Origin of the sequence: Aeromonas media (assembly GCF_020423125.1) — a bacterium.
Lineage (GTDB): Bacteria > Pseudomonadota > Gammaproteobacteria > Enterobacterales > Aeromonadaceae > Aeromonas > Aeromonas media.
Genome location: NZ_CP075564.1, coordinates 3,273,250 through 3,299,520 on the forward strand (window position 1 = coordinate 3,273,250; position 26,271 = coordinate 3,299,520).

Genomic DNA, 26,271 nt, shown 5'->3' on the forward strand with positions numbered 1-26,271 from the left:
AACAGCGCCCGCGCACAGTGACAAAGACCCCGGCCAAGGCCGGGGTCTTTGTCATCTCACTTCGACGTCATATCGGACCACCACCCGCACCGGGATGGCTTGTGGATTCTGCTCGGACACCCGATAACGCACCTGCGCCAGCCCTGAGATGGCGATGAGATCCAGCACGCCGGGCGGCTCGGATGACAGGACCTCGGGGCTGAACAGATCGCCATTGGAATCGATGAGATAGCGAAGCGTCACACAGCCCTTCACTGGCCTCTCTTTGGGCAGTCCACCGACCGGATTGAAGTCGCCTATCTGCTCCACCTGAACCCAGTATCTGGGCAGGTCTTCCCAAACGATATCCACCGGAGGCTGATTCAGCTTCGCGGTGGGGCTGGCACATCCTCCCAACAGGGCCAGGGTGGCACACAGCAACAACAGTTTCAAACGCACTGACACTCCCTCTTCGTCAAACCGCTCGGCTCCTTGAACGGCCAGCCAGTGTCAGACAATGAGGCTCATTCGGGAAGCCCCCATCTGGCGAGACACTCTCGCGGGCAATAAAAAGGCCAACCCTGGGGTTGGCCTTGTTCGCACGGGGATGGCTCAGGCGCGCTTGTCGCTGACCACCAGCCAGAGCGCGTGGACCATGCCGGGCAGACCGCCGAGCAGGGTCAGCACTATGTTGATGAAAAAGTGCAGGCTTAAGCCTACCTGGATAAAGGCACAGACCGGCGGCAGGAAGATGGCCAGCAGGATCTTGAGCAGATTGTTCATCTCATGGTTCCTCATGAAAGATGTCTCGTGATTCGGATGGGCTAACCATAAACATCCCTGGCCTCAACTGCAAACCACAGCGGACAGCTTTCGCGCCTTTCTCGCCCGGGATTGAGCCAGGGTTCAGCTGACGGAGGCCCGCGTCCCCACGTCATCCTGGGATCTACGGGTTGTGGCGATGATCATGCCAGCCGTTGGCAAGGGATCAGTCCCTTGTGCTCCCGCTCCCGCCAGGCGTTGAGATCGTGAATGATCTGGTTGCTGCTGCCGCGCCAGAGCAGGCCGGGATCTGCCAGCTCTTTTTCAAACCTGCCATCCACCAGCACATCCAGCAGGGCGATCAGCTCGCGCTGGGCCGGGCTGAGCTCGCCGAGCAGATAGCCGGTCCAGCACCAGATGTCCTTGCCCGGGCACTCGGCACGCACCCGCCGTACCAGCGCCAGCACCTGAGGTACGTTGGCGGGGTGGAGCGGATCGCCGCCCGAGAGCGACAGCCCCCGGCGCTTGATGCGGCTGTCGTTGAGATCCTGGATGATGCGATCGCTCATCGCCGCATCGAACGGCTTGCCGCCGTCGAGCCGCCAGGTGCTCTGGTTGTAGCAACCCGGGCACTGGTGCTCGCAACCCGACACGAACAGGGTGGCGCGGGTACCGGGGCCGTTTATGACATCGACCGGATAGTATTGGTGGTAATGCATCGCTTGTTTCCTGCCTCCTTCATAGGGGGGCAAACGGTCGCCATCCCATGAAAATGGCCCCTTGCAACAGGGGCCAGCGCTTCATCGTTACCGCACTTACATATGCTTGACGCGGCGCTTCACTTCTTCCTGCTTGCCCGCATTGAAGGGGCGCGCATCCGGGCTGCCGAGGTAGCCGCACACCCGGCGGGTCACTGACACCTTGGCGGGATCGTGGTTGCCGCAGCGCGGGCAGGTGAAGCCCTTGGAGGTACATTCGAACTCGCCGGTGAAGCCGCAGTCGTAGCACTCGTCGATGGGGGTGTTGGTGCCGTAGTAGGGCACCTTGTCATAGCTGTAGTCCCAGACGTTTTCGAGCGCTTCCAGGTTGTGCTGGATGTTGGGGTACTCGCCATAGCAGATGAAGCCGCCGCTGGCGATGGGCGGATAGGGCGCCTCGAAGTCCAGCTTGTCATAGGGGTTCACCTGCTTCTCCACGTCCAGGTGGAAGCTGTTGGTGTAGTACCCCTTGTCGGTCACCCCGGCCACCACGCCAAACTCCTTGGCATCGATGCGGCAGAAACGGGTGCAGAGGTTCTCGCTCGGAGTGGAGTAGAGGCTGAAGCCGTAACCTGTCTCCTCCTTCCACTCGTCGGTGGCCGCCTTGAGCCGCGCGATGATGGCGATGGCCTTCTGGCGCAGCACCTCGCTGTCAAACAGATGGGCATCGGTGCCGAACAGGGCGTTGATGGTCTCGTGCACCCCGATGTAACCCAGGGAAATGGAGGCGCGGCCATGTTTAAAGATCTCGCTGACGTTGTCATCGGCCTTGAGGCGCACGCCGCAGGCCCCTTCCATGTAGAGGATGGGGGCGACCCGCGCCTTGACGCCGTCCAGTCGCTCGATGCGGTACATCAGCGCCGTCTTGGCCACCCGCAGGGCGGCATCCAGCTTGTCCCAGAAGTCCGCTTCGTCGCGGGATCTCAGGGCGATGCGCGGCAGGTTGAGGCTCACGACACCCAGGTTGTTGCGCCCTTCATGGATCAGTTCACCATTCTCTTCATAAGCGCCGAGGAAGGAACGACAGCCCATGGGAGTCTTGAAGGAGCCGGTCACCTTCACGACCTGGTCATGGTTGAGGATGTCCGGGTACATCCGCTTGGAGGCGCACTCCAGGGCCAGCTGCTTGATGTCGTAGTTGGGATCCCCCGGCTTGTGATTGAGGCCATCCTTGATGGCGAACACCAGTTTCGGGAACACGGCGGTCTTCTTGTTCTTGCCAAGGCCGGCGATGCGGTTGCCGAGGATGGCACGCTGGATCATCCGCGACTCCCAGCTGTCCCCCAGGCCAAAGCCGAAGGTGACGAAGGGGGTCTGGCCGTTGGCGGTGTGCAGGGTGTTCACCTCGTACTCCAGGGACTGGAAGGCGTCGTGACACTCCTTCTCGGTGCGAGCCATGGCGTAGGCATCCACGTCGCCGATGCCCCACTCCTCGGCCACTTCCCGGTGCTTGTGCCAGCTGATGGTCACATAGGGAGCCAGCACCTCGTCGATGCGGTTGATGGTGGTGCCGCCATAGATGTGGCTCGCCACCTGGGCAATGATCTGGGCGGTGACCGCAGTGGCGGTGCTGATGGATTTTGGGGTGTCGATCTCCGCATTGCCCATCTTGAAGCCATGGGTCAGCATCCCCTGCAGATCGATCAGCATGCAGTTGAACATGGGGAAGAAAGGGGAGTAGTCGAGATCGTGGAAGTGCAGATCGCCGCTCTCGTGGGCCTGCACCACCTCGCGGGGCAGCATGTGGCTGATGGCGTAGTGCTTGGCGACGATACCCGCCAGCAGGTCGCGCTGGGTCGGGATCACCTTGGAATCCTTGTTGGCGTTCTCGTTGAGCAGGGCCGCATTGGTCTGCTCCACCAGGCCCCGGATCTCCTGGGCCAGTCGGCCACGGGCCTCGCGGGCCTGATCCCGGTCGTGACGGTACTCGATGTAGGCGCGGGCGATGGCCTTGTCGTCGGAAGCCATCAGGTGGTTCTCGACCCGGTTCTGGATCTCGTGGATGTCCACCTCGCCTCGCCCCTCCAGCTCCTGGCTGACGGCACCGGCGATGCGCTCGGCCAGCATAGGGTTGGCCTGATTGACCGCTTCCGCCGCCCGGCTTACCGCCTCGGCAATCAGCTGGCCATTGAATGGTGCACGACATCCATCGCGTTTGATCACTACCGGTTTCATCGATTTTCCCCGCGTTAAAGGCCTGGCTCTCGCCCTCGGCTCACCCTTGTTGAGTCCCCTTCTCCGCACCTGTCCCCGGCGCAAATAAATTCAGCCGAGGCGTGAGAAACCCGGGCTGACACTGAGAGGGTGACGACTTATGCACAGCTTGATAACACTATATATGGGTGTTTTTTTTATGATAACCCCTATATGTGGGGTCTATTAGGCACCAAAGCGGTACCTCGTTTCTTGATCCAGAACAGGTTTTGGGAGGGGTGGTGCAGTTCACAACCAGCGCCAAAAGAGGCTTATTCAACACATCCCAGACGGGGAGCGGGCTGGCGCACCATACGACCGGCTGGAAAAAGATTTCCCCTCCGACAGTAATTGACCGGGACAGGCCTGCACCAAGATGGACATAATGAGTGACGACTCTTTTCTTGTCCGATGGGAAGCGACATGAACAAGCCTGTATTGCGGTGGCTGCTACTGCTGCTGTGTACCCTGCCGCTGCGGCTGTGGGGGGCCGAGATCCTGGTGATCAGCAGCTATCACCCCGAGTACCTGTGGGATCGGAGCTACAACGCCAGCCTGGAGGCCCATTTGGGCAGCAACCACCGCATCAGCCACTTCTACATGGATACCAAGCGTCGCTCTCCCGATGACTTCGACCAGATTGCCGAGCAGGCGCTCGCTTTCTACCGGCAGACCAAGCCGGATCTGGTGGTGCTCGGCGACGACAATGCCATCAATTACCTGGCCAGAGAGATCGCCACCCTCGGCACCCCGGTGGTGTTTCTCGGCATGAACGAGAATCCGCGTCACAAGGGGCTGGTCGGCCATCCCAAGATCACTGGCGTGCTGGAACGCCCCCTGCTCAAACGCAACATCAACGAGATGAGCCAGCTGATGGGGGGGCTCGACAAGGCGCTGGTACTGTTTGATTCCAGCAACGTATCGCTCACCGCCATCGAGGACGAGTTCAAGACCCAGACCGAGTTCCGCGTCGGCCAGACCCTGGTCAACAGCCAGTTGATCGGCGACTACGGCCTGTGGCAGGAGGCCGTGCTCAACGCCAAACAGAATGGCTATCAGGCCATCTTCATCGGCCTCTACCACACCCTCATCGACGAGCAGGGCAGGCATGTGGACGAACAGCAGGTACTGGCGTGGGCTAGTGGCCACAGCCCGGTGCCGCTGTTCTGCTTCTGGGAGTTTTCGGTGGGCAAGGGCCGCGCCATCGGTGGTCTGGTGCTCGATGGCCGCGATCAGGGGGCCAAGGCGGCCGAACTGGTCAATGCCATACTGGCGGGGGCCCAACCCAAGACCCTGGCTCCGCGTGCCGCCCTGCGCGGAGAGTATGTCTTCAGCGAAAGCGAGTTGGCCCGCTGGCGGCTCACCCTGCCCGACAAGTGGCGCTACAGGACCCTTTGGCGCGACTGACCCAGTCAGGCCCTCATAACAAAGAACCCGGCCATGCCGGGTTCTTTGTTTCTCGTTCTGTGTTGGCGACTCAGCCCTGCAACGCCTGTTGCAGCTCTTCTTCACTCCAGACTGTGATACCGAGCTCCTGGGCCTTGGCCAGCTTGGAGCCTGCCGCCTCCCCCGCTACCAGCACATCGGTCTTGGCCGACACCGAGCCCGCCACCTTGGCCCCCAGGGCCTGCAGCGCCGCCTTGGCATCGTTGCGGGACAAGGTGGTGAGGGTACCGGTCAGCACGAAAGTCTTGCCGGCGAAGGGCTGATCGCTTGCCTCCTTCTTCTCGATGGCCGGCCAGTGGATGCCGGCGGCCAGCAGGGCGTCCAGCACCTCGATGTTGTGGGGCTGGCGCAGGAAGTAGTAGACGTGCTTGGCCACTATGTCCCCCACGTCGGCTACTTCTAGCAACTGCTCCACCGAGGCGGCACGCAGGGCATCCAGGGTGAGGAAATGGTTGGCCAGGTTCAGCGCCGTCGCCTCCCCCACCTCACGGATCCCCAAGGCAAACAGGAAGCGCGGCAGGGTGGTGCTGCGGGCCTTGTCGATGGCGGCCACCAGATTGAGGGCGGATTTTTGCCCCATCCGCTCGAGACCGGCCAGCTGGATGGCGTTGAGGCTGAACAAGTCCGCCGGGGTCTTCACCAGCCCCTTGTCCACCAGCTGCTCCACTATCTTGTCACCCAGACCGTCCACATCCATGGCGCGGCGGGCCGCGAAGTGCTTGATCGCCTCCTTGCGCTGCGCCTCGCAGAACAGGCCGCCGGAGCAGCGGGTCACCGCCTCCCCTTCCAGTCGCTCCACCGCAGAGCCGCACACCGGACACTGGGTGGGGAAGAGGATCTCGCGGGCATCCACGGGGCGCTGCGCCTCCACCACGGCCACTATCTGCGGGATCACGTCTAAGTGTCACCTCACACTTTTCATTTCATTTAGAAAAAATCAGCATTTTCGGGCTTGCAGAGCCAAAAAAGGACTACGCTTTCTATGTGAAACTTTCAACTAGGGCAGTATTCATCGTGTCGAGCAAGCGAATCGAGGCTATCTACACACACTTGGGGACGCATCTTAGCGATGAAATTATTTTATGGCTTAAAACGTTCAACAGCACAGCATCAAATGAGTACGCCAATAGGCTACTACGAGTCATGTTGGTATCCGTTACGGGTTATGGAGATGCGTTGAACTCAAAAAACACCATTCACATTAATGAGTTCATAGAACTATATTGCGTTATTGCAAGCCACAAGTATAATTTTAGGGTTGCTAATAACTATATTCTTGCATTGAAAAAATTCATTCTTTTCATGAAGAAAAATGAAGCATTTTCAGGGCAGCCTCTTAATGAACTAGAGTCAACGCTAGAAAGAACAATCACAGAGGATATATTTCAAAATTACAGAGCGCAGAGTCTCCCCTCCCATCAATTAGAACGCTTCAACTTTGACATTAAACTACCATCTAGCACGGATGGAAAAATTTATCCTGGGCTACCTACTCATCTAGAAACAATTCGCCCTCACCTCAATCATGATATATATGATCTAATTTCCTTATTCTTATACTCATGCAATTTACCACATCAACAAGTGCTATCAATAAACCTAGCCAGATATATAATCCCTTTAAAGAGCATATTCAACGAAAGGAATTTATCAGAACTAACGGAAACTCTTAGTTATATTATTGCGCACACTACGACTTACACAAAATCCTTACAGGTCTTTAATTTACCTGATTACCCATGACCCTCAGCCAGCTTCAAGAGCCGATATGGCATCGGAGGGCTTGCCACGACTGCATGCCCCAATTCAACCAACATGCTCTTGAGGTCAAAACGATGATTAAACCGGAAGCAGTATTCCGCAAGATGCCTTGGTAAATGCTTCGCTCCGAGCGTATGGCAACTGCCCCGCAGCGAGTTTTTCACATTTCCTATCATCGTGTTTACCCAGTTGAATGCCGGATGATCCAGCCAGTCCAGGTTGCCCCCGGTGACAACACCCAGGTGCTCACAATTGGCCTCCTTGACCGCTTTGAAACAGGCCAATCCATCGGATATCACCGCGCTACCACTGGCAATATGCCGTTTTGCCCAATCAGCAACGGACTTGGTTTTGAAACCATCGACCACCGTCATCCGCATCTTGATTGGATGTCCTTCCTTGTTCAGGGCCACTGCTGCCACAAACGGCGTCTTGCCTGCCGCGCCCCGACCCCGTTTGCCACCACGGCGCTCGCCACCCCAGTAGACATCATCGAGCTGAATGATGCCGCTGATGGGCTGCTTGTCATCGGACTCTTTCATGGCTTGCAGCAGCTTGTGCTTGAGCATCCAGGCGGTGTCATATTTGACGCCCAACTGGCGCTTTAGCTCCATCGCTGACAAGCCTGTTTTGGTTTGTGACAACAGGTGCATTGCCAGAAACCACTTGGTCAGTGGGAGCTTGGTGTTTGCGAAAATCGTGTTTCCAGTCAATGACATCTGGTGACGGCAGTGATTGCATTGCCACACACGTGGCCGCCTTCTCAGGCGACAACAGGTCTTGTTGGCACATTCAGGGCAGACAAAGCCGTTAGGAAAACGCCAAGTGAACAGCGCGTTTTCGCACTGAGCCTCAGTGCCATAGTCCTTGAGAAACTCAAACAGGCTGTAGCCTTTCTGGAATTGGATTTTGCTTTTGGCCATGATCTCGCACCTCGATAACTGTACGTAAGATCAGTATAGTTCGTGGTAACTGACTGCTAATCATGGGTAATCAGGTTAATTTATTGCTTTTCACATATTCAAATTTATTTAAATATTTAGTTGACAGTAACTATTTTCAAGGGAATATTCTTTCCGCTATAACGCCAATTCTCAAAAAGAAGGATGAAGCTCAGTATGCCTTATGCAAAAGTAAAGTGTTACCGTCATCATTCTTAAGCCAAGCGACAAAAAAACAAGGCTCCGATGATGAGTTCAATGACATATTGTCTTCTACCTGCCCTCCTGACATTGCACAACGAGTCAAAGAACACGTAAATTCATTCAAGATTGTAAAACATCATAGAGAGCCTATTGGAGCATTTCTTAAACACATATCATCAATAAGTAGTAAGTGGTATCAACAACCCAACTTAATACAGGGTGAACTGTCTACCTTTAGGGGAGATTTGCTTAACCGCCTTCAAAGAAACACTGCGTATATGAAATTTCAACATGTTAAAAACTGTATCTCCGTCTTAATTAAACATGGTTTATTACCAAATAGCATTGATCTTCCAAACAACTTACGCAGGGATACTAATACAGAAAAAATAAGAGATGACAATCCAATAATTTCAAAAACCAACATATATGAAGAAGACTTATTGGAACATGTCATTGATTCAAAATCTTTTCTAGAACAGATAGAGAAAGAAATTAAAAACAATATTCAAGCGCTCTTATCATACGCAAAAAACATTGTTTATGAGTCATACAAAAAATTTTGTGACGCTCCAAGTTTAATCGCTATAAGCAACTATGGGAAAGAAACTCAAAGTAATACTCAATCTACACGAGCTAAAAATAACTCATTCAGTCAACACAACGCTCTAAGGTTAGAAAACACTGTTGCATATTTCACTCAAAACTATCATAAGTTAATCCAAGGCACAAAAGGAAATGAAACAAACGAGGTTATTCTTCAAGAAGATGCGTTGCAATACCTAGGTCTAACTATCATTACAGCATCAGCTATGCAGATTATCATTACAGAAGAGCTGGGTATTAATCCTTACTCTCTCTACACCATGAAAGCATTTGCTACTAGTTATGGAGTAGAGTTTATGCAGGTAGATGATGACGGTAGTGTTAGAGTCAGGACAATAAAACCACGGGCTAGATATGCACGAACTAGAAAAGCAATTGGTGATTTAACTCCTATAGCTAAAGTTAAAGCTCAAGATATTGACGCATCCATTTGTCTTAAAATGGCTATGGAAATGACTGAAAATGCGCGTAATGTTGCGCTTGATCACAACCTGTGGCTATGCATGACAATTAGAGGAATATCAAAGTGTAGAGCTGATGATTTTCAACGTGGCTTCAAGCAGATTCGAAACCATGTTACAAGTGAAAGCAATATAGATGTAATTAATGATGCAACCTTAAAAAAAGTAAGAGTATCTAAAGGAATACTAATCTACCTACAGTCACATGGTGATGCACTGCGCACCGCGACATATTTTGGCAATACTGTTAAAACAACTTTAAATAGATACATACCAAAGTATCTAACAGAGTTAATTTACAGGGTGAAGATCCGTTCATTCCAAAGAATATTATTGTTTATGGCTATAGCTAATAATTCCCCCCCCTTCGAATCAGTCCACCTCAGCGAGAGTAAATTCAAGGCTCAGCTTGCAAGTGCATTTTCTAACCCTGAAATGGGCGGGGAATTGTTCAATAGCCTGACAGTAAAACCTAGTAATGATGAACGTGAACAATCAGTATATTTCTGTGTTTCAGAAAAAAATCTAAAGTTAGCGATTGTTTATGCTAAAGAAGGAGAGGATGAGCACCTAAAGAAATTATGCTCAGATGTTATAAATATGGTGTCCACCTCTAATACACCTTTAAAAATCATGTTGCGAAATGCTCATAAGTCAATAGAGCAAGAGAGTTCATAAATGAACAGAAAAATATCACCAATAAAAGAATTGGTAGACCCAGAAAAAATTCAAGCTATGGCTGCTGACTCAACATATCCTAGACCAAGATGGATGCTGAATGAATCAGCAAACGATCGCCAATGGTTGTTAGCCTCAAATGGTATTGAGCGTAGGTTTTATGATAACAATAACATTAGAAGTCATAGTTTAAATTTTGAAACCATGGAGACGGCACCAAATGAGCGCCTGGGAGATAAGGTAAATCAATCATTACTGACCGATATTCAACATAGTATTTTATACTTAGATATAAATGGTAAAATAACAAGTTCCAACACTGTTAAAACCATTGTTAAGACTGCTATACATCTCATATACCATACGAACGAACGGAGAATTATTGATGGTGAGCCTTTTATTCGCACCTTAGGTGAAATTAAATACGATGACCTAAAGGGTTTCTTATTAGCATATGGGGTTAATGCACAAGTTTTTGAAAAAACTATAGAAATAATTACTGAAAAATACAACAGTATCAAGGACATTGATTGGAACCACATAAAAGCATGTATTTTTCTCACTAAGCGAGAATTTCTCAGCCTTAAAGACAAAGTAAACAAATACTTAAATGAAGATGATAAATTTAGTGCAGAAAAAGAACCAGAGAATAGCTACAAGCGGAAATACAAGAATGCATGTGAAAAGCCATTAGAGTTAGGGAAGGTGCGAATAAGCGGGGAAATTCTTCTCGGCTGACTCAGTCATTTCATTTTTTCAGTTTGAGCCGATCTTTTCTCCCGTAAATGCCTTGAATCAGCCTATTTAGACCGTTTCTTCGCCATTTAAGGCGTTATTCCCAGTTTTTAGTGAGATCTCTCCCACTGACGTATCATTTGGTCCGCCCGAAACAGGTTGGCCAGCGTGAATAACATCGCCAGTTGGTTATCGTTTTTCAGCAACCCCTTGTATCTGGCTTTCACGAAGCCGAACTGTCGCTTGATGATGCGAAACGGGTGCTCCACCTTGGCCCGGATGCTGGCTTTCATGTATTCGATGTTGATGGCCGTTTTGTTCTTGCGTGGATGCTGTTTCAAGGTTCTTACCTTGCCGGGGCGCTCGGCGATCAGCCAGTCCACATCCACCTCGGCCAGCTCCTCGCGCTGTGGCGCCCCTTGGTAGCCGGCATCGGCTGAGACAAATTGCTCCTCTCCATGCAGCAGATTACCCAGCTGATTGAGGTCATGCTCGTTGGCCGCGGTGGTGACTAGGCTGTGGGTCAGGCCACTCTTGGCATCGACACCAATGTGGGCCTTCATGCCAAAGTGCCACTGATTGCCTTTCTTGGTCTGATGCATCTGCGGATCGCGTTGCTGCTCTTTGTTCTTGGTCGAGCTGGGTGCCTCAATGATGGTGGCATCGACCAAGGTGCCTTGAGTCATCATGACGCCTGCTTCGGCCAGCCAGCGATTGATGGTCTTGAACAATTGGCGGGCCAGTTGATGCTGCTCCAGCAGGTGGCGGAAATTCATGATGGTGGTGCGGTCCGGCAAGGCGCTATCCAGGGATAACCGGGCAAACAGACGCATGGAGGCGATTTCGTACAGAGCATCTTCCATCGCGCCATCGCTCAGGTTGTACCAATGCTGCATGCAGTGAATGCGTAGCATGGTTTCCAGCGGATAAGGTCGCCGGCCATTACCAGCCTTGGGATAAAACGGCTCGATGACTTCCACCATGTTTTGCCATGGCAGAATCTGCTCCATGCGGGACAAGAAAATCTCTTTTCTAGTCTGACGGCGCTTACTGCTGAATTCACTGTCGGCGAAGGTGAGCTGATGACTCATGATGAACCCTTTTTCATGGCTCCAGATGACAAACATGATCTCATATCAGGGACTTGTTCGCACCTTCCCTAATTGCCACATCAGTACCTGTTCCCATAGCGACACCAACATCAGATCTTGCTAATGCAGGGGCATCGTTAATACCATCTCCCGCCATCGCCACAATATGCCCCATCTGTTGAAACTTGGTGACTAGAGCCAATTTCTCTGAAGGTTTAACATCGCCATATATTTCGCTAATACCGAGCTTACCCCCCACAGCCCTAGGGAAGGTGCGAATAAGCGGGGAAATTCTTCTCGGCTGACTCAGTCATTTCATTTTTTCAGTTTGAGCCGATCTTTTCTCCCGTAAATGCCTTGAATCAGCCTATTTAGACCGTTTCTTCGCCATTTAAGGCGTTATTCCCAGTTTTTAGTGAGATCTCTCCCACTGACGTATCATTTGGTCCGCCCGAAACAGGTTGGCCAGCGTGAATAACATCGCCAGTTGGTTATCGTTTTTCAGCAACCCCTTGTATCTGGCTTTCACGAAGCCGAACTGTCGCTTGATGATGCGAAATGGGTGCTCCACCTTGGCCCGGATGCTGGCTTTCATGTATTCGATGTTGATGGCCGTTTTGTTCTTGCGTGGATGCTGTTTCAAGGTTCTTACCTTGCCGGGGCGCTCGGCGATCAGCCAGTCCACATCCACCTCAGCCAGCTCCTCGCGCTGTGGCGCCCCTTGGTAGCCGGCATCGGCTGAGACAAATTGCTCCTCTCCATGCAGCAGATTACCCAGCTGATTGAGGTCATGCTCGTTGGCCGCGGTGGTGACTAGGCTGTGGGTCAGGCCACTCTTGGCATCGACACCAATGTGGGCCTTCATGCCAAAGTGCCACTGATTGCCTTTCTTGGTCTGATGCATCTGCGGATCGCGTTGCTGCTCTTTGTTCTTGGTCGAGCTGGGTGCCTCAATGATGGTGGCATCGACCAAGGTGCCTTGAGTCATCATGACGCCTGCTTCGGCCAGCCAGCGATTGATGGTCTTGAACAATTGGCGGGCCAGTTGATGCTGCTCCAGCAGGTGGCGGAAATTCATGATGGTGGTGCGGTCCGGCAAGGCGCTATCCAGGGATAACCGGGCAAACAGACGGATGGAGGCGATTTCGTACAGAGCATCTTCCATCGCGCCATCGCTCAGGTTGTACCAATGCTGCATGCAGTGAATGCGCAGCATGGTTTCCAGCGGATAGGGCCGACGACCATTACCGGCTTTGGGATAAAACGGCTCGATGACTTCCACCATGTTTTGCCATGGCAGAATCTGCTCCATGCGGGACAAGAAAATCTCTTTTCTGGTCTGACGGCGCTTACTGCTGAATTCACTGTCGGCGAAGGTAAGTTGATGACTCATGATGAACCCTGTTCCATGGCTCCAGATGACAAACATGATCTCATATCAGGGACTTGTTCGCACCTTCCCTAGAACGCCAGAAACCTGGTTCATCAGATTGGTTATGCTCGTGATGTGAATTCATTGACATCCCTCCAATTAATATTAGATGCTGTAGACAACTCATTTTCTCTCAGCACCACGTCCTGTACTCACTCACCCAATAAGTCACACTATCTGAGTGATGCGGTATTTTTTACTTAATATTAAGTATAGTTATACTGCCGAGCATTAATTGGTATTTAGATCTTTTTGTGTCAGCAGATCATCAAACTGTGATATTGGCAAAACTTTTTAACTAAAAACACAAAAAAATCAAATAAAAAAAGAGGGGAGCCCCCTCTTTTTTTGTTTGAAAAGTGGATTATTTCACTACCACTTCACCAAGCATTCCAGCCTCCATATGCCCAGGTACAAGACAAGCAAATGATACTGTACCTGCTTTATCAAATTTCCATAGCACTGCACTCTTCTGACTGGGTGCAAGAGAGATCATGTTTGGCATGCTATGTTTCATCTGCATACCTTGCATTTGTTGCATCATTCCCGCATGCTCTTTGAGCTCTGAGGTTGTTCCGAGAACGAACTCATGTGGTAGTTTTCCATTATTCTTTATAAAGAATCGGATTGTTTCACCTTGTTTGACCGATATCGTTTTCGGTGTAAACCGCATGGTGTCATCCATAGATACGTCAATGGTTCTAGACACATCTTTGGCAACACCAGGGGAACCAGCCATACTCCCCATGTCATGCCCCATAGGAGCTGGATTCCCCTTCATTGAACTCATGTCATGGTTCATGCCATTCTTCATTGAGTTCATGTCATGACCTTGCTCAGAAGCCATCACACCCGTAGAAATTACTATCACAGCAGCAGTAATCATTTTGAATTTCATACATTACCTTCCTTATGTAATCAGAACCAGAATCTGGCACCTGCAATAAATCTCGTATCAGATGTACTCTCCCCATGATCTTTTGCTAGATCGTATGTATTGCCAGCGAGAGTTTTCCATTCAACGCCTATGTAAGGAGCAAACTGCCTACTTATTTCATAACGTAACCGCAAGCCAGTGCTGATGTCTGAGATACCTCGCCCAACAGACATATCATCATTATCTTTACTGTAAATATTCATTGCAGCTTGGGGCTGTAGTATCAATTTCTGAGTAAGTAAGAGGTCATATTCCGCCTCTAGGCTTAAAAGCATTAGACCATGCTGATCTACAAATAAAGAGGAGTCAACCTCAAACCAATATGGCGCTAATCCTTGTAGGCCAAGGGCAAGCCATCCTTTATCGCTTCTAGATTGATATGTATCATATCTTGCTCCAAAAAGGATGTCCCAGTATGCAGATGTAGCATACCCATAAAGAACTTGGTTTTCTGTATCCTGTAATGAATTTTTATATTCACCTTCAGATTTAAACCATATTTTTTGATAGTCTTTCCCTACCCAAGCAAGGGCTTTGTAGGAAGCATAATTTTCCTCTCGTCCATTTGAATATTCAAGCCTGTCAATTAACAGAGAAGAAAAGGTATGTTCATCTGCTAAGGAAAGCTGCTCTCTGCCTTCAAAAAGGCTTGGGCCTGAACTAAGTGTGAGTCCATCAGAATATTCATCAGGGCTTCTTTGTTCGCTATCCTCAGATGCGGTTAAATCAGGGTGATAGCCGCTAACAGCATCTTTTGACTCCTCAGAAAAAGAAAGAGAAGCAAATAACCCAAGGCTGATCAACCATATTCCATTTTTTACTATACTTTGAATTAGCATTATTTATTTCCTCAAGAAACCACTACTTCACGGAACATTCCAGCATCCATATGGAACATAATATGACAGTGCCAAGCCCAACGGCCAATGGCATCAGCGGTCACAAGAAAACTAATTCGTTGTGCTGGCTGCACAGGTATTGTGTGCTTTCTTGCCAAAAAGGAGCCATCTTCATTCTCAAGTTCACTCCACATACCATGTAAATGCATGGGATGGGTCATCATGGTGTCATTGTGGAGAGTAATTCTAACTCTTTCTCCATAATTAAAATGAATTGGTGTTGATTTACCGAACTCAACGCCATCAAACGACCATGTATAGCGTTCCATATTTCCAGTCAAATGAAGTTCAATTTCGCGTTCTGCTGGTCTTGGATCTATGGGCCCACCTTTAGTTTTCAGGTCTGCTAACGTAAGCACTCTTCTCCCATTATTACGTAGCCCTACACCAGGGTCATTCAGATTGCGTCTTGGTGTATCTACCCTCGCATCAACACTGGGCCCAAACTCTGTACTGGCATGCCTAACCTTGCTTGGCGGTGTAGCATTACTCATACCAGCCATAGAACCATGATCCATACCAGCCATGGAGCTATGATCCATCGTTGGCATTGCCCCCGATGCCATGCCAGGCATTGAGCCATGATCCATACCTGCCATAGAGCTATGATCCATCGCTGGCATTGCCCCCGATGCCATGCCAGGCATTGAGCCATGATCCATACCTGCCATAGAGCTATGATCCATCGCTGGCATTGCACCTGATGCCATACCAGGCATTGAGCCATGATCCATACCTGCCATGGAGCCGTGATCCATTCCGTCCATGGAGCCCATCATATCTTCCATTGAAAGAGGCTCAGGTTTGTCTACAGTAGGAATCGGAGCTGAAAGGCCAATCGCCGTCGACAACGTACCTCGGGCAAAACCAGTACGATCCATCGACTGTGCGAAAATCGTATGGGCGTTATCGATGGGTTGAACAATGACATCGTAAGTTTCACCAGGGCCGAAACGAAACTCATCTACGTCTATAGGTTCAATATCAACACCATCGGTTTGTACAACCGTCATTTTTATGCCTGGAATTCTGACATCGTAAAAAGACCCTCCAGCACCATTTATAAATCTAAGTCTGATTTTCTCACCTTTATTGAAGACACCAGTCCAATTTCCATTAGGGGTTGTTCCGTTCATTAAATAGGTTAAAGTTGCAGAGGATAAGTCAGCCAAATCTGTAGAATTCATTCTCATTTCATTCCACATCTGGCGTTTGGTGAAGGCAACCTTTAATCCACTGTTGCTGACATCGTTAATGAAGTCGATAGCTGTAGGCTGATTAAAATTATAGTAATCACTTTGCGATTTCAATTTTGATAAAATTCGCATCGGGTGCTCATCTGTCCAGTCTGACAAGAGAACAACATAATCTCTATCGGCTGATATAATCTCGCCTTCTTTTGGCTCTATAATTAAAGCGCCATACATTCCCGTCTGTTCTTGAGAACCAGAGTGAGAGTGATACCAATATGTACCGGACTGTTCCAACGTGAATTTATATGTGAATGTCTCTCCTGGTTTAATACCATTGAAACTAATACCAGGTACGCCATCCATTTCAAATGGGAGTATTATACCATGCCAATGAATAGAGGTAGGCTCACTGAGCTTATTGGTAACACGAAGAGTAACCTCATCGCCTTCCTTTAAGCGTAATGTCGGTGCGGGTATGGAGCGATTGACAACCGTGGCAATTCTTGTACTTCCAGTAAAGTTGACAACAACTTCTTCAACTACCAGATCGATTACTGTTCCACTTAAAACTGAGCTGTAAACCTTTTGCGGCAGTTCTTCTTTAGCGTTAATTGACATAGGAATCGATGCCACAACTCCGCCAGCAGCAATCCCTTTAACAAACTTTCTTCTTGAGATAGAAGGATTAAATCCATTTTTACTATGAACATCATTCATAAGCGCCTCCATTTCATCACAGCTGTGATGTGTGATGATGCTCATTATAGAAATCAATGTACAATTACAATACTGTCATTTTTCTCAATGCGTAGAAAAAAATGCGCCAAACTTACGTTAAGCGCATGATTTTATTTGCTTTATCTGTTTCGCCCACTACCCATTCCATGCTGAAGTGCAATCACATGGACATCACCGTTGTAGCTGACTTTGACTGTGTTGATACTTTTGCCCATGGGGAGTTGCAGTTGCTTTGTCTTCCCAGGAGTAGCCATTACAGTACCCAGTTTAGTGTCATCCAGGGTAGATACACTCACAGTGTCGGTACTAAGTGCGTTGGCACTCCAATCCATATATATAATGTTGTGCCCAGCACGAACGTTATAAGGCACCGGAGCCTGAGCAAAAGCGGAGAAGCTTCCGACGACCAGCGTACATGCCATTAATGCACCAATTTTAATATTCATAAACCACCTCATTTAATTATGACTCAAGTTACGTGACTAACTATAAACTCTGAGTCATTACATGAAGCTGTCACAAAAATTACAAATTAGTAATAAACCTATTGAAGAGCGCTTGGGGAAAGCTGGATGACTGGATCAGGACATACCCTATTTTTGGCCTGCTCAGATAGAGATTCGGTTCATGCAGCATGAATCGCCCGGCTTCTCTAGCTAATTACGTGAGTTAAGGTAGGGGGACATATGGATACGTATTCCGAAATCATAAATGAATTTAATAGTACGTTTTCTACTAATGCTAGCCTGTGTGAAGATTTAAAGGTTGGGTGGGATCTGGGAGATTGTAGATCTTTTGCTTTATACCAGTTAGTAGAAGACCAACGCAGCGCCCCCTTTGGTACGGTTCTATACCACCATATCGGCAGCTACAACATTGGTGAGGTATATGAGGCAGAGGGGACATCAGGCTTCAGGCTCAGCTCACGACTCGTTAGTATTGAAAAATTTTTCCCTTTGTCTTCAAACGAGGCTACTCGTAGATTAGATATTGGGTATCGGTCACCCTGGCTTGGCGGTAGTTGTGCATTTTCCTCTATTCCATTTAAGCGGTGGTGGGTTGATTCATTTAAAACATTGTGTACAGATGTGCCTGCCCAGGCTGAGCTTGTTAGCTCATTCTTGACGAGAGAGATAGAGGTTCTTGCAGAGGCTGCCAGGAATAAAGGCCATAGAAGTGGCTGGGTTTACAATAGGTTCATTGATAAAATTGAGTATCTCTCGATGCGAGTGAATCATGAATTTCTTGATTTAACAAACTACATTCTTCATCCTGAACTGTTTTTTAATATAGTTTCAAATAATTTGGTTAGTTTGAACGAGCAGGAGAAGACAGAAATGAGAAGTGAAATTGCAAGAGCCATCTGCTTTGATGAACCCTTTAGAAAAAGGTTTTGATGATAGCCGCCATATCTCACATTAATTGGAATTTTTCATATCAAAAAGTTTTATAATCTGGTGCAGGATTTATTACTTCTGCACCAGATTATAAGTAGTTTTAACACCCCAAAACTTAACTAATTAAATCTAGATACTCATCTTCTGTGATAACTTTAACGCCTTTCTCTTTTGCACTATTTATCTTTGTTTCACCGACCTTTGTTCCCGTAACAAGGTACGTAGTCTGACCTGTTACTGATTTTGCAACTTTAGCACCTAAAGCCTTTGCCTGTTTTTCCATGTCGGAGCGAGTGCCTTTAATCATAGTGCCAGTGAAAACGATAGTGGCCCCAGCAATAGGAGTGGAAATCTGGCTATCATCGGATGCTTTGGGAGTAATACTCAAGTTGAAACCGAGTGAGTAGACCTTAAAGAACTCATCTTTAATGCTAGCCAACCCTTCCAAAATCGCTTCTGAACTCTGTTGTGCAAAACCATCAAGCTTACCGATATCCTCGGCAGACAGATCAAATATTTCTGTCAGAGAATAATGACGAAGAAGTTTCTCACAATTACCACCACCCAGGCGACTTACACCAAAAGCCGATAGAAAGCGCCAATCCTCAATTTCTACATTACGACTGAGCTGGAGCTGTTCAAATAAATTTTTTGCTGTTTTTTCTGCAAAGCCATAGCCAGAAAAATGATGTGCTTTAAGCTCATATATTTCATGTATGTGCTTAATTCCTTTATTGGTAAACTTCTCTATAACCTTCGGCCCAAACCCATCATTGTTACCTAATGTTTTAAAGAAATGAATCAATGTATTCTCAGTCTGAGCAGGACAGTCACTTTTGTTTTGACAAATTAAGTGATCTGCTTCCCAAACTAGATGAGACTGGCAACTTGGACAGTTTGTTGGGATTTGTGGTTCAACCCGCTTAATTACTTTTTCAATTTTAGGGATAACCAAGCCACTCCGAACGACCTGAACAATAGCTCCTTTGCCAATACCATTCGTTTTGACCATATTGTAATGATGAACTGTCACTCTACTAATCGTGGCACCACTAATCTTAGTTGGCACCAACTCTGCAACTGGTGAAACTCTTCCAGTTCTTGACGTTTGAGGCGTAACCTCAAGAACCTCCACATCTGCGGACTCAGCATTTACTTTGAATGCAATCTGCCACCGATGAAATTTCCGCGTAGCGCCCATGTTTTCTTTAATTCTGGGATCTACTGCTTCCAGGATCACTCCGTCTACATCATAATCAACCGTATTCCAAATGCTATCAATAATGTCCTCGAAGTCAGTCATCAACTGCTCATAATGCCCAGTCCAATTTTTAAGTAGGACAAATGGGTAAAAAACACATGCCCCATCATTGATTGCCTGCTGAACCAATGGATCTACATTCTTTTCAGCAATTATTGCGGCTTGAATATTGCGTGAGTTTTCGAAGTGCTGGCTTAGATTCTCTTCAAAATATTTTTTATCGATAACGATTTCTCCAGCACCAAGCCCTCGTGCACCGCTCTGTGCAACTTGAAGCCCTCGCTCAAATGCTCTTGAGATATCCTGACCTTTAACGCCATCACCACGAGTATACAAACGCTCACCATCATCGTAGGCTGCATAGCCATCTAACTTTGGTGTAACGCGTACACTTATACTTTTTGCATCTATATTTAATTCATTTGCAGAATTAATAATTCTCTCAAGCCATTTTTGAATCTCTTCTTTGGAATATGCTTTATCTGTTGATAACATTTTCTGAGGTAATGGTACAGTTTTCCCCAGATGAAGCACTTCTGGCTCTACAGAATTAACAAATGAACTAGCTGGTTCCTTTTCAGAAAACTGGTTATAGAATACATCATATTCTGAGTCATCAATAACAGGGAAGCCTGCTCGGTAGCAAGCATTAGCAACCTCTAGAAATATCTCTTGCTCATCATTATCAAGTTCATTGAAAGAGTTATTAATAATTGCCTGTTCAATTTTTTTTGTGTTTATTTGTTTGTCTAATTTATTAATTGCAGAAAGCTGTATTTCGTTAAATTTGAATTCATTCATATTTTGATACCAAAAATTTATTATGTGCCTCTAAATGCAACTCTTGCTCTCAAGAGTGGAGACTATGAAGACTAGACCAGTGTAGCGTGGTGCTGTCTATGTGAAACATCAGCTACTAAGGTGACACCCACATCCCCCGCCCGGCGCACTATCACGGTGTCGCCGATCATGACGCCAAGGCGCGCTATCTCGTCGGCATTGTGCAGAGTGGCGTTGGAGACGGTGACGCCGCCGACGAACACCGGCTTGAGCTTGGCCACCGGGGTCACGGCGCCGGTACGGCCGACCTGGAACTCGACATTCTCCAGCAGGGTCATCTCCTCCTCGGCCGGGAACTTGTGGGCCGTGGCCCAGCGCGGGGCCCGGGCCACGAAACCGAGCTCCTGTTGCAGCGCTATGTCGTCCACCTTGTAGACCACGCCGTCGATCTCGTAGGGAAGCTCGCTGCGGCGGGCCAGGATGTCGTCGTGGAAGGCCTGACAACCGGCAGCGCCCTCCTTGAGCTTCACCTCGGGGCTGAGCGGCAGCCCCCAGGCCTTGAGCTGGTTGAGGCGAGCGAAGTGGGAGTTCCCCAGCTCGTCGCCGCCTATGCCAACCCCGTAGGCGTAGAAGCTCAGGGGACGACTGGCGGTGATGCGGGAATCGAGCTGGCGCAGACTGCCGGCGGCGGCATTGCGCGGGTTGACGAACACCTTCTCCCCTGCCGCCTGCGCCTTGGCATTCATCGCCTCGAAACCGGCCTTGGGCATGAAGACTTCGCCACGCACCTCCAGTCGCGCAGGCCAACCCGAGCCCCGCAGGACGAGCGGAATGGCCTTGATGGTGCGCACGTTCTCGGTGATCTCCTCCCCCGTGGCGCCATCACCCCGGGTGGCCGCCTGCACCAGCTGGCCGTCCACATAGAGCAGGCTGACCGCCAGACCATCCAGCTTGGGCTCGCAGCAGAAGGTGAAGTTCAGCTCGCGCTTGAGGCGATCGCGCATGCGCTGCTCGAAGGCCTGCAGCTCTTCGTCACTGAAGACGTTGTCCAGGCTCAGCATGGGGATCTCGTGGCGCACCTGGCTGAAGGCCGAGAGTGGCTGGCCGCCGACCCGCACGCTCGGGGAGGCCGAGGTTTTCAGCTCGGGGTGGTCGACCTCGAGCGCAATCAACTCGCGCATCAGGCGATCGTATTCGGCGTCCGGCACCGTGGGGTTATCCAGCACATAGTACTGATGGCCGTATTCAACCAGCAGCTCACACAATTGACGGTGGCGGGAGAGGATGTCGCTCATGAAGAAGTCTCGAAGTGTGATGGAACAATCAGTCTGGGGCAGAAATGAAAATGCGGCACCGGGGTACCGCACTTTTCATGGCTGAGGCCAAATGGCGCATCAGTCGCGGCTGGCCTCGTAGGCGGCCAGCTCATGGCGATAACGGGCAATGTCGTCGTCGCTGAGCGGGCTGCGCGAGGCATCGGTCAGCATGGCATCGAGATCGCTCGCCAGCTGATCCGCCGCCTGCAGCATGTGCTCGAATGCAAAGGCCGCATTGCTGCGCAGGGGCAGCTGCATGAAGAGGGACACACCCGGGGTGCTGAACTGCTCCATGCGGTAGGGATTGAAGGTACCCGGCTTGACCATGTTGATCATGGAGAAGAGCACTTCACCCTTGCCGTTGAGATCCTCGTGACGGTGAAAAATATCCATCTCGCCAAACTTGAAGCCCAGCGCCAGCAGGGAGGAGAGCAGGGTCGCCCCTTGCAGATCGTGACCAGGACGGGCCATCAGGTTGATGACATAGACATCCTGCCAGATCTTCTCGACCGGCGGCTGCTCCTGAACGGGCTCGGCCATCTGGACCGGCTCTTCGTAGGCGGGCTCGTCATCATAATCGGGCTCTTCATACGCAGGCGCGGGCTGGGCATAGCGGGCTTGCTGTTGCGGCGCGGGCTCGCGGGCACCGAAGGTCGGCGCCTGGGCGTAGGCCGGCTCCACCAGCGGCTCGTCGTCCAGTGGCTGCATCATGGGTTCGCGCTGGGGGCGGGAGCGGTGCACCGGGGTGCGGCGGATCACCTGGGCAGGCTTGCGTACCGGCGCGGCAGGCACCTCTTCGACAGGCTCGGCGCTCGGCTCCTCATACTCGTCTTCTTCTTCATAGACGGGGGGCGGCGTCACCGGACGGGGGGCTGGCTTGCGCACCACGGGCGGCGGCAGATCGTCATCCTCGTCCTCATCGAAGGCGGGCACGGTGGCGGCACGGCGGGGTTCCGGCTGATGGGCCTCGTCGTTGCGCAGCTTGGGCTCGGCACGACGGCCACCGCTGACCACGCGCACCTGACCGATGCCATCGCTGTCAAACGCATCGCTGTCACGATCCCGTGACTTGGATTCCATCCGACCCAGGGGTTTTTCCTTGATCGGTGCCTGACGGTTCTTTCTGTTGCTCCACAACCCGTGAATGAGCAATGCCGCGATGGCAATACCGCCCAGGGCAACCAAGATGTAACGCAATTCCTGCATTAGCTGCTTCTCTTTCTAGTTTTGCTCAGCCAAAGCGACGGCTTCACCGATGTCAACCGACACGATGCGAGAAACCCCGGGCTCTTGCATCGTGACGCCTATCAGCTGCTCGGCCATCTCCATGGAGACCTTATTATGACTGATGTAAACGAACTGTACTGTGCTCGACATCTCTTTGACAAGAGAACAGAAGCGACCCACGTTCACTTCATCGAGCGGTGCATCCACCTCATCCAGCAGACAGAAGGGAGCTGGATTGAGTCTGAAGATGGCAAAAACCAGCGCAAGGGCGGTTAGCGCCTTCTCCCCCCCGGAAAGCAGGGCAATGGTAGCATTCTTCTTGCCCGGAGGTCTTGCCATGATGCTCACCCCGGCTTCCAAAAGATCGTCCGAGGTCAGCTCAAGCCAGGCACTGCCCCCCCCGAACACTTTCGGGAACAGGGATTTTAAATCTTCATTGACCTTATCGAAAGTGTCGCGGAAGCGTATTTGTGTTTCTTTATCAATTCTTTTAATGGCTTGGCTCAAGGTTTCCAACGCCGGCTCCAGATCCTGGCACTGATTTTCCAGGTAGCTTGCCCGGGTTTTCGCCTCTTCATACTCCTCCAGCGCCGCCAGGTTGATGGCGCCAAGTGCCTCCACCTGTGTCTCCAGTGTCTGGATCTCCTGGCGCAGCTTGCCGCGATCGGCGGCGATCAGCACGGCCTGATCGAGATCCACCAGACGCACGCCCAGCTCTTCGAACTGCTCGTGCAGCCCCTGTCGCCGGGTGAGGTTGCGCTCCCGCTCCAGTCTGAGCTGGGCGAGCTTCTCCTGCAGGGCCACCAACTGTTTGTGGTCGGCGCTTCTGGCCTGCTCCAGCTCGGTCAGCTGACGCTCCAGCTCGGCGAGCCGCTGATGGCAGGCCAGCTGCTGCGCCTCCAGGTTGCGTTGCTCCGCCAGCAGGGGCGAGATGTCCTGCACCGCCTGGGCGTCCGGCCCCTTGAGCTCGGCCAGTTCCAGCCCGAGCCGGGCCAGCTCCTGCTCGCGCAGGGCGATGAGCTGCGCCAGATTTTGCTGCGCCAGTTGCCAGCGCTGGTAGCTTGCCTGCTGCTGCTCCCGGCGCGCACGCGCCTCCTCCAGCGCCCGCTCGGCACTGGCGACCCCCTCCTGGGCCAGCAAGAGTGCCTCCGCCAGCGGCTCCCCCTGCTCCTGCAGCTCGGCAAGCTGCGCCTCTTCCAGCTCGAGCTGCTGCTGGGCCGCGGCAAGCCGCTGCGCCTCCTCGGCCTGCTCCTTGTCCAGCCGGGCAAGCTCTTCTCCAAGCTGGCCGAGGCGCAGCAGCCGCTCCTGACGCTGGCCCTGCTGCAGGCTCCAGGCTTCCCGCAGTTGCTGCCATCGCAGCTCCTGCTCGCGCAGGGTGCGCTGGTTCGCCTCAAGGGCGCTGTGCAAATGGGCGCGGTCGGCATCTGCGGCCTTCAACTGGGCATCCAGCTGAACCAGGGCCTGCTCCCCAGCGGCCAGTTCGGTGTGTAACCGCTCACGTTCACCGAGCAGCGCCAGGGTGCCGAGGGCGCCGCCCTGGCCGAGATCGGCCCAGTTCGGGCCAAACCAGTCCCCCGCCGGGGTTAGCACAGACTCACCGGCCAGGAGGGATGACTGGCGGGCCAGGGCCGCCTCCCTGTCATCGGCCAGCCAGATGACGTTGAGGAAGGCGGGGATGTGATCCCCCTCGATCCGGGCCGCCAGGGTACCGGGCACCGCAGGGTGAGCCGGGCCAATCCAGAGTCCGCCCTGCTCGAGGTTGCACTGGTCCCCCGGCTCGGCGGTGAGCCAGCGCCCGAGTACCTTGTCCAGCCCCTGGGCCCACTCGGGGGCGACCTGCAGCCGATCCGCCAGGGTGGCGCCCAGCATCTGCTCCCCCAAAATCTGGTTAAGAGTGGTGAGGCGGGCGCCGAGCTCGCGCAGCAGGCCACCCTGCCTATCCCGCCGTTCTTTGAGGGCCTCGTGGCTGGCCACGCCGGCCTGCCACGCCTGTTCCAACACTTCGTGGCGGGCACGAGAGAGTGCCAGCTCATCCGACAGGGCATCCAGCGCGGGCTGCAGGCTCTCACCTTCCCCGCCGAGGGGACCGGCCTGTTCATCCTCCAGCTTGAGTCGCGCCAGCCGTGTCTTGGCTTGCAACTCCTGCAGGCCGCTTCGCTGGGCGCGGGTCTGGTTGAGCCTGCCCTGTGCCTGGCCGAGCTGCTGCTGCCACTGCTGCTGGCGTTGGCGGGCCAGCTCCAGCCGCTCACCGGCCGCGAGGCGAACGGCCTGCTGATCGGCAAGTAACTGCTCACACTGCTCGAGGCGCGCCGACTCCACCTCTCCCTTGAGGATGCCCTCGGTCAGCTGCTCCTGCTGGTTCCCCAGCTCCCCCCTGATGGTCTCGATGCGCTCGCCGAGGGCCTGACGCCGTGCCTGCCAGTCGCGACCGAGCTCGGTCTGATGAAGCTGCTGTTGTTCGAGGCGGGCGATGGCCTGGCCGCCAAGGAAGATCTGCTGCTGACGGCTCGCCTGCTCGGCTTGCGCCTCCTGACGGGCTACCGATAGAGTGACGTGGCGCCCTTCGTCCGCGGTGCGCTTGGCATCGAGCGCCGCCAGCGCCTGCTCTGCCTGGGCCAGCTCGCTCTTGGCCTCGCCGAGGCGGGTTTCCAGCGCCCACAACTCGGAGCCGATGAGCTCGGCCCTTGCGGCGCGACTGCGGCCCTTGAGCTGCTTGTAGCGCTCGGCGGTTTCGGCCTGGGATTTGAGATGCTCGAGACGGGAACCCAGCTCGCCACGTATGTCGCCGAGGCGCTCCAGGTTCTCCTGGGTGTGGCGGATGCGCTGCTCTGTCTCCCGGCGCCGCTCCTTGTAGCGGGAGACCCCGGCGGCCTCTTCCATGAAGAGCTTGAGGTCCGCCGGGCGCGACTCCACCAACCGGCTGACGGTGCCCTGCTCTATGATGGCGTAGCTGCGCGGGCCCAGGCCGGTGCCGAGGAAGAGGTCGGTCACGTCCTTGCGGCGGCACTTCTGGCCGTTGATCTGGTAGTGGTTGGAGCCGTCACGCAGCACCTCGCGGCGCACCGAGATCTCGGTATAACGGCCAAATTCACCGGGCACCCGGTTGTGGGGATTGTCGAACACCAGCTCCACCGAGGCGCGGCCATGGGGGCTGCGGTTGATGGAGCCGTTGAAGATGACGTCCGTCATGTTCTCGCCGCGCAGGTGGCGGGCCGAGCTCTCCCCCAGCACCCAGCGCACCGCATCGATGACGTTGGATTTGCCACAGCCGTTGGGGCCCACCACGGCGGTCATGTCGGCCGACAGTTCGATGCGGGTCGGCTCGACGAACGACTTGAAGCCGGCGAGTTTGATCAGTTTCAGACGCATGGCGGCCTATGTGGGTAGCGAAATAAAGAGGAGGCGGGCAGGCGACTTTACCAAATTGGAGGCTTGTTTGTAATATGCTGGCACCCTACCCCTTCATTGATGGATCT

General features: G+C 52.1%; 18 protein-coding genes and 3 pseudogenes. 4 read left to right on the top strand and 17 right to left on the bottom strand.

The window, feature by feature from the left end; all coding sequences use genetic code 11:
* Positions 1–51: 51 nt before the first annotated feature.
* The 4 genes from KI797_RS15035 to nrdD form a co-directional block, all read right to left on the bottom strand.
* Positions 52–438 (bottom strand): energy transducer TonB, encoded by a 387-nt coding sequence (locus tag KI797_RS15035; protein ID WP_226169915.1) that lies wholly within the window; start codon positions 436–438, stop codon positions 52–54.
* A 153-nt stretch (positions 439–591) separates the two neighbouring features.
* Positions 592–762, bottom strand: coding sequence for a YqaE/Pmp3 family membrane protein (locus tag KI797_RS15040; RefSeq protein ID WP_025327864.1), 171 nt, complete (start codon positions 760–762; stop codon positions 592–594).
* A gap of 182 nt (positions 763–944) precedes the next feature.
* Positions 945–1,460, bottom strand: coding sequence for an anaerobic ribonucleoside-triphosphate reductase-activating protein (gene nrdG, locus KI797_RS15045; RefSeq protein ID WP_226169917.1), 516 nt, complete (start codon positions 1,458–1,460; stop codon positions 945–947).
* A 96-nt stretch (positions 1,461–1,556) separates the two neighbouring features.
* Positions 1,557–3,674, bottom strand: a complete 2,118-nt coding sequence (gene nrdD / locus KI797_RS15050) for an anaerobic ribonucleoside-triphosphate reductase (protein WP_041206235.1) — start codon at positions 3,672–3,674, stop codon at positions 1,557–1,559.
* Between the two features lie 441 nt (positions 3,675–4,115).
* Here nrdD and KI797_RS15055 point away from each other — a divergent pair, with 441 nt between their 5' ends.
* Positions 4,116–5,099, top strand: coding sequence for an ABC transporter substrate-binding protein (locus tag KI797_RS15055; RefSeq protein ID WP_042649498.1), 984 nt, complete (start codon positions 4,116–4,118; stop codon positions 5,097–5,099).
* Positions 5,100–5,169: 70 nt separating this feature from the next.
* Here the strand turns inward: KI797_RS15055 and ligA (KI797_RS15060) are convergent.
* Positions 5,170–6,036 (bottom strand): annotated as a pseudogene (ligA, locus tag KI797_RS15060) (NAD-dependent DNA ligase LigA); the annotation flags it as partial.
* An 835-nt stretch (positions 6,037–6,871) separates the two neighbouring features.
* Entirely contained in the window at positions 6,872–7,822 is a 951-nt protein-coding gene (locus KI797_RS15065) for an IS1595-like element ISKpn3 family transposase (protein ID WP_005342491.1), read from the bottom strand.
* A gap of 62 nt (positions 7,823–7,884) precedes the next feature.
* Between KI797_RS15065 and KI797_RS15070 the strand changes: the two genes are divergently transcribed.
* Both KI797_RS15070 and KI797_RS15075 read left to right on the top strand, forming a co-directional pair.
* Positions 7,885–9,789 carry a hypothetical protein gene (locus tag KI797_RS15070; RefSeq protein ID WP_226169919.1) on the top strand — a complete coding sequence of 635 codons (1,905 nt, stop codon included), beginning with the start codon at positions 7,885–7,887 and terminating at the stop codon, positions 9,787–9,789.
* Positions 9,790–10,527: a hypothetical protein gene (locus tag KI797_RS15075; RefSeq protein ID WP_226169921.1), complete on the top strand. Its 738-nt coding sequence runs from the start codon at positions 9,790–9,792 to the stop codon at positions 10,525–10,527.
* A 107-nt stretch (positions 10,528–10,634) separates the two neighbouring features.
* Here KI797_RS15075 and KI797_RS15080 read toward each other — a convergent pair whose 3' ends face one another.
* The 7 genes and pseudogenes from KI797_RS15080 to KI797_RS15110 all read right to left on the bottom strand — a co-directional run bounded on the left by KI797_RS15080 (position 10,635) and on the right by KI797_RS15110 (position 17,260).
* A complete protein-coding gene (locus KI797_RS15080) occupies positions 10,635–11,615 on the bottom strand; it encodes an IS5-like element IS5 family transposase (RefSeq protein WP_026141915.1) in 981 nt (326 codons plus the stop codon).
* A gap of 70 nt (positions 11,616–11,685) precedes the next feature.
* Positions 11,686–11,877 (bottom strand): annotated as a pseudogene (locus KI797_RS15085) (HAD-IC family P-type ATPase); the annotation flags it as partial.
* A gap of 150 nt (positions 11,878–12,027) precedes the next feature.
* Entirely contained in the window at positions 12,028–13,008 is a 981-nt protein-coding gene (locus tag KI797_RS15090; protein WP_026141181.1) for an IS5-like element IS5 family transposase, read from the bottom strand.
* 403 nt (positions 13,009–13,411) lie between these two features.
* Positions 13,412–13,945, bottom strand: coding sequence for a cupredoxin family protein (locus KI797_RS15095; RefSeq protein ID WP_005303871.1), 534 nt, complete (start codon positions 13,943–13,945; stop codon positions 13,412–13,414).
* Between the two features lie 20 nt (positions 13,946–13,965).
* On the bottom strand, positions 13,966–14,823 hold the full coding sequence (locus KI797_RS15100; protein ID WP_005303868.1) for a copper resistance protein B: 858 nt from the start codon (positions 14,821–14,823) through the stop codon (positions 13,966–13,968).
* A gap of 11 nt (positions 14,824–14,834) precedes the next feature.
* On the bottom strand, positions 14,835–16,838 hold the full coding sequence (locus KI797_RS15105; RefSeq protein WP_425592096.1) for a copper resistance system multicopper oxidase: 2,004 nt from the start codon (positions 16,836–16,838) through the stop codon (positions 14,835–14,837).
* Between the two features lie 95 nt (positions 16,839–16,933).
* Positions 16,934–17,260: a hypothetical protein gene (locus tag KI797_RS15110; RefSeq protein ID WP_017778717.1), complete on the bottom strand. Its 327-nt coding sequence runs from the start codon at positions 17,258–17,260 to the stop codon at positions 16,934–16,936.
* A gap of 240 nt (positions 17,261–17,500) precedes the next feature.
* Here KI797_RS15110 and KI797_RS15115 point away from each other — a divergent pair, with 240 nt between their 5' ends.
* Positions 17,501–18,211: a hypothetical protein gene (locus KI797_RS15115; protein WP_226169924.1), complete on the top strand. Its 711-nt coding sequence runs from the start codon at positions 17,501–17,503 to the stop codon at positions 18,209–18,211.
* A 115-nt stretch (positions 18,212–18,326) separates the two neighbouring features.
* Here the strand turns inward: KI797_RS15115 and KI797_RS15120 are convergent, their stop codons facing one another.
* From KI797_RS15120 to KI797_RS15135, 4 genes and pseudogenes are all read right to left on the bottom strand, one after another.
* Complete coding sequence (locus KI797_RS15120) at positions 18,327–20,273, bottom strand: BRCT domain-containing protein (RefSeq protein ID WP_226169926.1); 1,947 nt, start codon at positions 20,271–20,273, stop codon at positions 18,327–18,329.
* A 92-nt stretch (positions 20,274–20,365) separates the two neighbouring features.
* Positions 20,366–21,547 (bottom strand): annotated as a pseudogene (gene ligA / locus KI797_RS15125) (NAD-dependent DNA ligase LigA); the annotation flags it as partial.
* 99 nt (positions 21,548–21,646) lie between these two features.
* Positions 21,647–22,774, bottom strand: a complete 1,128-nt coding sequence (gene zipA / locus KI797_RS15130) for a cell division protein ZipA (RefSeq protein WP_226169928.1) — start codon at positions 22,772–22,774, stop codon at positions 21,647–21,649.
* A gap of 15 nt (positions 22,775–22,789) precedes the next feature.
* The gene (locus KI797_RS15135; protein WP_226169929.1) at positions 22,790–26,164 is read right to left on the bottom strand and encodes an AAA family ATPase; all 3,375 of its coding nucleotides are present in this window, start codon (positions 26,162–26,164) and stop codon (positions 22,790–22,792) included.
* Between the last annotated feature and the right edge of the window lie 107 nt (positions 26,165–26,271).

Bases quoted from the DNA above. Each gene is read 5' to 3' on its own strand.
- KI797_RS15070 (WP_226169919.1), top strand. From the start codon at position 7,885: ATGGGTAATCAGGTTAATTTATTGCTTTTCACATATTCAAATTTATTT.
- KI797_RS15120 (WP_226169926.1), bottom strand. From the start codon at position 20,273: ATGAATGAATTCAAATTTAACGAAATACAGCTTTCTGCAATTAATAAA.
- zipA (WP_226169928.1), bottom strand. From the start codon at position 22,774: ATGCAGGAATTGCGTTACATCTTGGTTGCCCTGGGCGGTATTGCCATC.
- KI797_RS15075 (WP_226169921.1), top strand. From the start codon at position 9,790: ATGAACAGAAAAATATCACCAATAAAAGAATTGGTAGACCCAGAAAAA.
- nrdG (WP_226169917.1), bottom strand. From the start codon at position 1,460: ATGCATTACCACCAATACTATCCGGTCGATGTCATAAACGGCCCCGGT.
- KI797_RS15095 (WP_005303871.1), bottom strand. From the start codon at position 13,945: ATGAAATTCAAAATGATTACTGCTGCTGTGATAGTAATTTCTACGGGT.
- KI797_RS15110 (WP_017778717.1), bottom strand. From the start codon at position 17,260: ATGAATATTAAAATTGGTGCATTAATGGCATGTACGCTGGTCGTCGGA.
- KI797_RS15065 (WP_005342491.1), bottom strand. From the start codon at position 7,822: ATGGCCAAAAGCAAAATCCAATTCCAGAAAGGCTACAGCCTGTTTGAG.
- KI797_RS15055 (WP_042649498.1), top strand. From the start codon at position 4,116: ATGAACAAGCCTGTATTGCGGTGGCTGCTACTGCTGCTGTGTACCCTG.
- KI797_RS15040 (WP_025327864.1), bottom strand. From the start codon at position 762: ATGAACAATCTGCTCAAGATCCTGCTGGCCATCTTCCTGCCGCCGGTC.
- KI797_RS15135 (WP_226169929.1), bottom strand. From the start codon at position 26,164: ATGCGTCTGAAACTGATCAAACTCGCCGGCTTCAAGTCGTTCGTCGAG.
- nrdD (WP_041206235.1), bottom strand. From the start codon at position 3,674: ATGAAACCGGTAGTGATCAAACGCGATGGATGTCGTGCACCATTCAAT.
- KI797_RS15080 (WP_026141915.1), bottom strand. From the start codon at position 11,615: ATGAGTCATCAGCTCACCTTCGCCGACAGTGAATTCAGCAGTAAGCGC.
- KI797_RS15100 (WP_005303868.1), bottom strand. From the start codon at position 14,823: ATGCTAATTCAAAGTATAGTAAAAAATGGAATATGGTTGATCAGCCTT.
- KI797_RS15105 (WP_425592096.1), bottom strand. From the start codon at position 16,838: ATGAGCATCATCACACATCACAGCTGTGATGAAATGGAGGCGCTTATG.
- KI797_RS15090 (WP_026141181.1), bottom strand. From the start codon at position 13,008: ATGAGTCATCAACTTACCTTCGCCGACAGTGAATTCAGCAGTAAGCGC.
- KI797_RS15115 (WP_226169924.1), top strand. From the start codon at position 17,501: ATGGATACGTATTCCGAAATCATAAATGAATTTAATAGTACGTTTTCT.